This is a genomic window from Streptomyces sp. SID14478, assembly GCF_010548525.1.
Taxonomy (GTDB): domain Bacteria; phylum Actinomycetota; class Actinomycetes; order Streptomycetales; family Streptomycetaceae; genus Streptomyces.
This window is the reverse complement of sequence record NZ_JAAGMG010000291.1, coordinates 1-629: the sequence shown is the minus strand read 5'-3', so window position 1 is coordinate 629 and position 629 is coordinate 1. Positions and strand designations below refer to the sequence as shown.

Annotated in this window: 1 pseudogene; it reads right to left on the bottom strand. The window is 74.6% G+C overall.

Going from position 1 to position 629, the window contains the following annotated elements:
* Positions 1-315: 315 nt before the first annotated feature.
* Positions 316-629, bottom strand: a pseudogene (locus tag G3I40_RS09900) (alpha/beta hydrolase); the annotation flags it as partial.

Here is a 629-nt window from a genome sequence, read left to right as displayed (position 1 = left end):
GTCCGGCGGTTCTTCCCGTACGCCGCGTCCAGCGTGGCCGCGGTGACCCGGCCCAGGTGCGCGGGCTCGGGCGCGGGGACCGCCGGGTGCGCGGCCGCGGAGACCGGCACCACCACCGCGCCCGTCACCAGCGCCGCGAGCAGCGCCCTGCGCACTCTTCCCCACCGGTTCCCCATGCGCCCTCCCCCTCCAGTCGATGTCTCTGGAAAGGAAGTTAGGGATCACAGGGCGTAGTCGGCATCACACCACGGAGCCGGTCCGCGATGGGGTCCCCGGGTAGCACCTCCTCCTACCCGGGTAGGAGGAGAGGGCCTCTCACCAGGCCAGTTGGGCGATCTCCTCCGCCACGACCGCGCACGCGTCGGCCGCCGGGTCGATCAGCGGGAAGTGTCCGACGTCCTCCAGGAACGTGACGCCGACGACCTCGCCCGCCGCGGCCGCCGCGTCCGCGTACTCCTCGGCCAGCGCGTACGGCACCGTCGTGTCGGCGCGCCCCTGGACGAGGGTCGTCGCGATGCCCGTGGGCAGCAGCAGCGACGGATCGGCCCACGGCCGCCGCGCGTCGAACAACTCGCCCTCCCCACCGAGCAGCTGGGCGCTCGCGCCGCCGCACACGCCCAGCGCCTGCG